Genomic DNA, 6388 nt, shown 5'->3' with positions numbered 1-6388 from the left:
ATGACGGTGATGGTCGCCAACCTGGCGCCGCGCAAGATGAAGTTCGGCATGAGTGAGGGCATGGTGCTTGCCGCCTCAGGCGTTGAAGGCAGCGCGGAGAGCAAAACATCCGGCCTCTTCCTGCTCACACCCGATGCCGGTGCGCAACCTGGAATGCGCGTAAAATAAACCGCCATGACCCGAGCACAGCGCCCTCAACTCACGCTGAAGATCATGTTCTACGCCATCTTTGATGTCGTCGGCATGGTCTCGTTTGCGAGCGGCGCCCTGTGGTTTGCGCAAGGACAATCGTTGTTCATTCCGGACTTTCCCAGCAGCATGGCGGGAGCGCTGGCGGCCATCATCGCCGGTTTGTTGCTGATGCTCTGGGCCGCAGCGCAGATTTTGCGCGAGCTGATCAAACGGCCAGTCAACGTCGTTGAGGAAGGCAAATAGCCGGTGCATATGTATCAGGGATTCACCGATCAACTGTCAAAACGTCGTTCTGGCGCACCCCAAGCGTGTTTGAGCCCTAGGCCCTGTAACCTTCGGGACCAAAGCCAGAATCCGGAACGATCAGGGCAATGGACACCGGCTTCCGCCGGTGTGACGACTTGTACGGCGTTTCCCTAGCCAAAAATGCATGAATTTCTGCTCATCGACTGGGTACTGACCACGGCTCTGGTGTGGCTGCTGATCGGCCTCATCGGTGTGGTTTTCCAGCACAATTTCACGCTGATCAGCCGTGTGCTTTTCCCGCTCGGCGCCGTCTGCGGTCTGGCACTCGCGGGTCTTGCCCTGAGCGGCATCGACGGCAGTCCGCAAGTTCTTGTCCTGCCCATCGGCCTGCCTGATCTCCCCTTCCATTTACGCCTTGACGCGCTCTCCTCGTTCTTTCTCCTGCTGCTCGGCGCCACCGCTGCCGGCATCTCGATCTATGCCGCCGGCTACATCCGCAAGGGCGAGGGGACGGCGCCAGGGCTGCAATGCCTGCTCTATCACCTGTTCCTGACCAGCATGGCTTTCGTGCTGCTGGCCGATGACGGCTATGCCTTCATGGTGGCCTGGGAAACGATGGCGCTCAGTTCCTTCTTCCTGGTCACCTCGGAACACCGCCATGACGAAATCCGGCGCGCCGGCTATCTCTACCTGCTGGTCGCCCACGTCGGCGCCGTTGGCATCCTGCTTTCCTTCGGCGTCATGGCGGGCAGCGCGGGGGACTACACCTTCGATGCCATGCGCGATTTCCCGACACTGGGCATCTGGCCGACCATCGCCTTTCTGCTTGCGCTGTTCGGCTTTGGCGCCAAGGCCGGCCTCCTGCCGCTGCATGTCTGGCTACCCGAAGCGCATCCGGCCGCGCCTTCGCCGGTCTCGGCGATGATGAGCGGAGTCATGCTCAAGACGGCGATCTACGGGCTGTTGCGCGTCAGCTTCGATCTGCTGCATGCGCAACTGTGGTGGTGGGGCGCACTGCTTCTGCTGCTCGGTCTGGCCAGCGCAATTTTTGGCGCCATCTTCTCGACGGTGCAAACCGACATGAAACGCCTGCTCGCCTACTCGTCGATTGAGAACATTGGTCTGATTTTTGTCGGCTTCGGCCTGACCCTGATCTTCCAATCCTTCGCCATGCCGCAACTCGCCGCGCTGGCCCTCGTCGCCACCCTCTATCATTGCCTCAATCACGCCTTCTTCAAAAGCCTGCTGTTCCTGTGCACCGGATCGGTGCTGCACGCCACGCGCGAACGCAACCTCGGCAAGCTCGGCGGCCTGATCCACCGCATGCCGTGGGTCACCTGGCTGGCGCTGGTCGGCGTGCTGGCCTCGGCCGGCCTGCCGCCGCTCAACGGCTTCGTCTCGGAATGGTTGCTGCTGCAAAGCTTCCTGTTCACCTCCGGACTGCCGCAGGGCTATCTCAACATGCTGTTGCCGCTCGTCGCCGGCGCCATCGCCCTGATCGCCGCACTCGCCGGCTTCGCCATGGTCAAATTTTTTGGCGTTGTCTTCCTCGGCCAGCCGCGCGAGGAAAAACTCGCACAAGCCCACGACGCCGGCCGCCTTGAACGCATCGGACTGCTCTGGCTGGCGGCAGGCTGTCTGCTGCTGGGACTGCTCCCCAATGTCGTCATTACTCTGCTCGACCCGGTCACCCGTCAGCTCGTCGGCAGTGGCCTGAGCTTCGCCGCAAGCAGCCATGGCTGGTGGCTTCTGGCACCGATCAGCGAGGATCGAGCCAGTTACAGTCCGGCCATCTTCCTCGGCAGTATCGTCGTCCTCATGCCGCTCGTTTATTGGGTGGTCAACCGTCGCTTCCGCCGGCGCCTGAAACGCGTTCCGCCCTGGGACTGCGGTTTCCCGCTGCAAACCAGCCGAATGCAGGACACGGCCGAAGGCTTCGGCCAGCCGATCCGCAGAATCTTCTCGCCCTTCTTCAAACGAACACGAGAGCACCCTTCGCCCTTCGATACCCAGCCACGTTACCGCAGTCTGGTCGAAGATCCCTTCTGGTACTGGCTCTATCTGCCGATCGCCAGGATTGTCGGGTACGGCACCCGGATCATCGCCTTCCTGCAACAGGGACGCATCGCAATTTACCTGCTCTACAGCTTTGTCACTCTGATCGCCCTTCTGGTGTGGACGCGCGGATGAACTTCTACGCCCTCTTTGCCCAACTGCTCGAACTCGCCATTGCCCTGATCATGGCGCCGATCCTCAATGGCTGGGTCAACCAGTGCCGTGCCTGGCTGCAAAACCGCTCGGCCCCGCCCTTGCTGCAGACTTACTACACGCTGAGCAAGCTGTTCCACAAGGACGTGCTGCTGGCACACAACGCCTCCTCGCTGTTCCGTGCGGCGCCCTACCTCATTTTTTCGTGCATGGCGCTGGCCTCGGCGATTGTGCCGACGCTGTCGACCGAACTGATTTTCTCCCCGGCCGCCGACGCCATCGCCCTCGTCGGTCTGTTTGCGTTGGCGCGTGTCTTCATTGCCCTGGCCGGCATGGATGTCGGTACCTCATTCGGCTCGCTCGGCTCGCGGCGCGAGATGCTGATCGGCTTTCTTGCCGAACCCGCCCTGTTGATGGTCTTCTTTACGGTCTCGCTGATCGCCCAGTCCACCTCGCTGTCGACCATCGTGGAAACCCTGGCGCACCGGGAATTCGTGATTTATCCGAGCCTGGCTTTTGCCGGTGTTGCCTTCACCATGGTTTCGCTGGCCGAGAACGCCCGCGTACCGATCGACAACCCGGCCACCCACCTCGAATTGACGATGGTGCATGAGGCCATGATCCTTGAGTACTCGGGTCGCCATCTGGCGCTCATCGAATGGGCCGCCAGCCTCAAGCTGTTTGCCTATTCGTGCCTCGGCATCGCCCTGTTTTTCCCCTTCGGCATACCCAGCGCAGCCGATCCGGCAGCCCTCGTCGTGGCCGCTGCGATCCTGCTAGTGAAGCTGGCGATGGGCGGTTTCGTGATGGCGCTGATTGAAACACTGAGTGCCAAAATGCGCATTTTCCGTGTTCCGGAGTTCCTTGGCACCGCGTTCCTGCTTGCTGTGCTGGCGATGCTGGTGCACCTGCTGCTGGAGACGGGACAATGAGCCCGTCGCTGATCCATGCCATTCCGCTCAGTGGCCAGGTGATCAACCTGTGTGCGGCGATCATGTTGCTGCTCGGCTTCGCCATGCTCTCGCAGCGCCGCGTCCTGACGCTGATCAACCTGTTCATGCTGCAGGGTCTGGTACTTTTCGTGTCGACGCTGATCGTCGCGCTCACCACCGACCAGAGCCATCTCCTGTGGTCGGCGGGACTCACCCTGATCCTCAAGGTCTTCGCCCTGCCCTACATCCTGCATCGCCTGATCCGCAGGCTGTCGGTCAAGTGGGACATTGAAACGCTGCTCAACATCCCGACCATCATGCTGATCGGCATTGCGCTGGTGGTCATTGCCTTCAACGTAGCGCAACCCATTTCGCAGCTTTCTGGCACCATCACGCGCGCCACCATCGGCATTGCGCTGGCCTGCGTGCTGCTGGCCTTCCTGATGATGATTACACGGAGCAAGGCGGTGCCGCAGGTGATCGCCTTCCTGGCCATGGAAAACGCACTTTTCTTTGCCGCCACCAGCGCCACCTATGGCATGCCGATGGTCGTCGAACTCGGCATTGCGCTCGACGTCATGGTTGGCATGGTCATCCTCGGCGTCTTCTTCTTCCAGATTCGCGAGCAGTTCGACAGCCTTGATATCCGGCATATGGAGAGGATGAAGGACGAATGATCGAACTCGCTTTCGTGCTTGCCGCCCCCTTCGCCACCGCCTTGCTGCTGGGGCTCTTCGGCCACCGTCGCGGCGCGGCAGAGATCAACTCGGCGGGTAGCCTGCTGACGCTGCTGGCCGCCGGATTGCTGACCATGCGCGTGATCGGCGAGGGGCCGTTGATTCTGTTCGACGAACAATTCTTCGTCGACCCGCTCAATGTTTTCCTGATCGCGCTGACGGCTCTCGTCGGGTTTACCACCTCGCTGTTCTCGCGCCCCTACATGCGCGTCGAACACGACCACGGCCGCCTCTCGGCCGCACGTCTGCGCCTGTATCACAGCATGTTCCAGATGTTCATGTGTACCATGCTCGTCGCGCTGTCGACCAACAACCTCGGCATTCTCTGGGTGGCCATGGAAACCGCGACGCTGACCACCGTCCTGCTGGTTGCGCTCTACCGTACGCCGGCCAGCCTTGAAGCGGCCTGGAAGTACTTCATCCTGTGCGGCGTCGGTATCGCGCAGGCGCTGTTCGGCACCATCCTGATCTATTTTGCCGCCGAGCGCGTGCTCGGTCACGAGGGTGGCGCCCTGCTGTGGACGCATCTCGATGCCGTCAAGACACAGCTTGAACCGACCGTCCTCTCGCTGGCATTCGTCTTCCTGTTCGTTGGATACGGCACCAAGACCGGCCTCGTGCCCCTGCACAACTGGCTGCCCGATGCCCACGCCGAAGGCCCGACGCCGGTGTCTGCCGTTCTTTCCGGCCTGCTGCTCAACGTCGCCCTGTACGCCATCATCCGCTGCAAGGTACTGGTCGATGGCGCGCTGGAAACGCATTTTGCCGGCAACCTGATGATCGTCTTCGGCCTGCTTACGGTGCTTGTTCCCGCTTTCTATCTGTCGCGAACCAAGGATGTCAAACGACTCTTCGGCTACTCGTCGATCGAGCACATGGGGCTGATCACCTTTGCTTTCGGCATGGGTGGCCCGGTTGCCAGCTTTGCCGGCCTGCTGCACATGACGGTGCACTCGCTGACCAAATCGGCGATCTTTTTTGCTGTCGGCCACGCCGCGCAAATGGCCGGAACCCAGATCATCGATGACATCAAGGGACTGCTCAAACAATCGCCGACCATCGGCTGGGGTCTGATGCTCGGCACACTGGCCATACTCGGCATGCCGCCGTTTGGTGTATTCACCAGCGAGTTCATGATCCTGACCACGGCCATCAAGCACTACCCGTGGGCTACGCCGATCCTGCTGACGGCACTGGGCGTGGCCTTTGCCGCCATGTTCGGCAAGGTGCAGGGCATGGTTTTCGGCGAGCCCAGCGTGCAGCCCCTTTCGCACAATCCGGCGCTGTTGCCGGTATTCATCCATCTTGGACTGGTGCTCATGCTCGGTCTGTGGATCCCGCCCTACCTCGCCGACTGGTACCGGCAGGCAGCCCGATTGATTGGCTAGGAAAACGGCCATGCAACTTCTCAATCAACCCATCGAACTGGAACCGCTGGCCGAGCACGCCATGCTGGCCTTCGCCGCGCGCGTCAACAGCCGCGAGCTGCTCAGCTTCTGCAGCGCCGTCGTCAAGGCGGATCGCCGGCTGGTGGCGCTGTGGGGCAGCGACGAACGCGATCGTGACGAAAAATCCGGTTATGCCTTGCACGTTGCGCTTGATCTGGCCGAAGGGCTGGTCTGCCTGACCCTGCCACTGCCAACCGAAAACCCCGTGTTTCCTGACCTCTCGCTGCTTTTCCCGTGCGCTGACCGCATGCAGCGTGCCGTACGCGATCTGACCGGTGCCAGCCCAGAGGCCGGCGATCAGCGCCCCTGGCTGCGCCACGCCAACTGGCCTGCCGAACACTACCCTCTGCGTCGCGACACGCCCGATGCCCGCTTTGCAAGCGAAAACGAGAACTATGCCTTCGTTCGTGTCGAAGGCGACGGTGTACATGAGATCCCGGTTGGCCCGATCCATGCCGGCATCATCGAGCCCGGCCATTTCCGCTTCTCGGTGATGGGCGAAAGCGTGCTGCGCCTGGAGGAACGGCTTGGCTGGAAGCACAAGGGCATCGAGCGCCGCTTTGTCGGCATGGGGCTTGGCGATGGCGCCCGGCTGGCCGGCCGCGTTTCCGGCGATTCGACACTC

Annotated in this window: 7 protein-coding genes; all 7 read left to right on the top strand. The window is 61.6% G+C overall.

Annotated elements, in window-relative coordinates; translation table 11 throughout:
• Positions 1-168, top strand: a 168-nt coding sequence (locus JNM42_RS17465) for a hypothetical protein (RefSeq protein ID WP_294273217.1), incomplete at its 5' end; no start/stop codon positions are given.
• 6 nt (positions 169-174) lie between these two features.
• Entirely contained in the window at positions 175-435 is a 261-nt protein-coding gene (locus JNM42_RS17460) for a hypothetical protein (RefSeq protein WP_294273214.1), read from the top strand.
• 183 nt (positions 436-618) lie between these two features.
• Entirely contained in the window at positions 619-2628 is a 2010-nt protein-coding gene (gene hyfB, locus JNM42_RS17455) for a hydrogenase 4 subunit B (RefSeq protein WP_294273211.1), read from the top strand.
• Entirely contained in the window at positions 2625-3578 is a 954-nt protein-coding gene (locus tag JNM42_RS17450) for an NADH-quinone oxidoreductase subunit H (RefSeq protein WP_294273208.1), read from the top strand. The genes hyfB and JNM42_RS17450 overlap by 4 nt, the downstream gene beginning before the upstream one ends.
• On the top strand, positions 3575-4255 hold the full coding sequence (locus JNM42_RS17445) for a formate hydrogenlyase (protein ID WP_294273205.1): 681 nt from the start codon (positions 3575-3577) through the stop codon (positions 4253-4255). The genes JNM42_RS17450 and JNM42_RS17445 overlap by 4 nt, the downstream gene beginning before the upstream one ends.
• On the top strand, positions 4252-5703 hold the full coding sequence (locus JNM42_RS17440) for a hydrogenase 4 subunit F (protein WP_294273201.1): 1452 nt from the start codon (positions 4252-4254) through the stop codon (positions 5701-5703). The genes JNM42_RS17445 and JNM42_RS17440 overlap by 4 nt, the downstream gene beginning before the upstream one ends.
• A 10-nt stretch (positions 5704-5713) precedes the next feature.
• On the top strand, positions 5714-6388 hold a 675-nt coding region (locus JNM42_RS17435), incomplete at its 3' end, for an NADH-quinone oxidoreductase subunit C (RefSeq protein WP_294273198.1).

Source organism: Propionivibrio sp. (assembly GCF_016790145.1).
Lineage (GTDB): Bacteria > Pseudomonadota > Gammaproteobacteria > Burkholderiales > Rhodocyclaceae > Propionivibrio.
The sequence above is the reverse complement of the archived record's forward strand: the minus strand, read 5'-3'. Positions and strand labels throughout refer to the sequence as shown.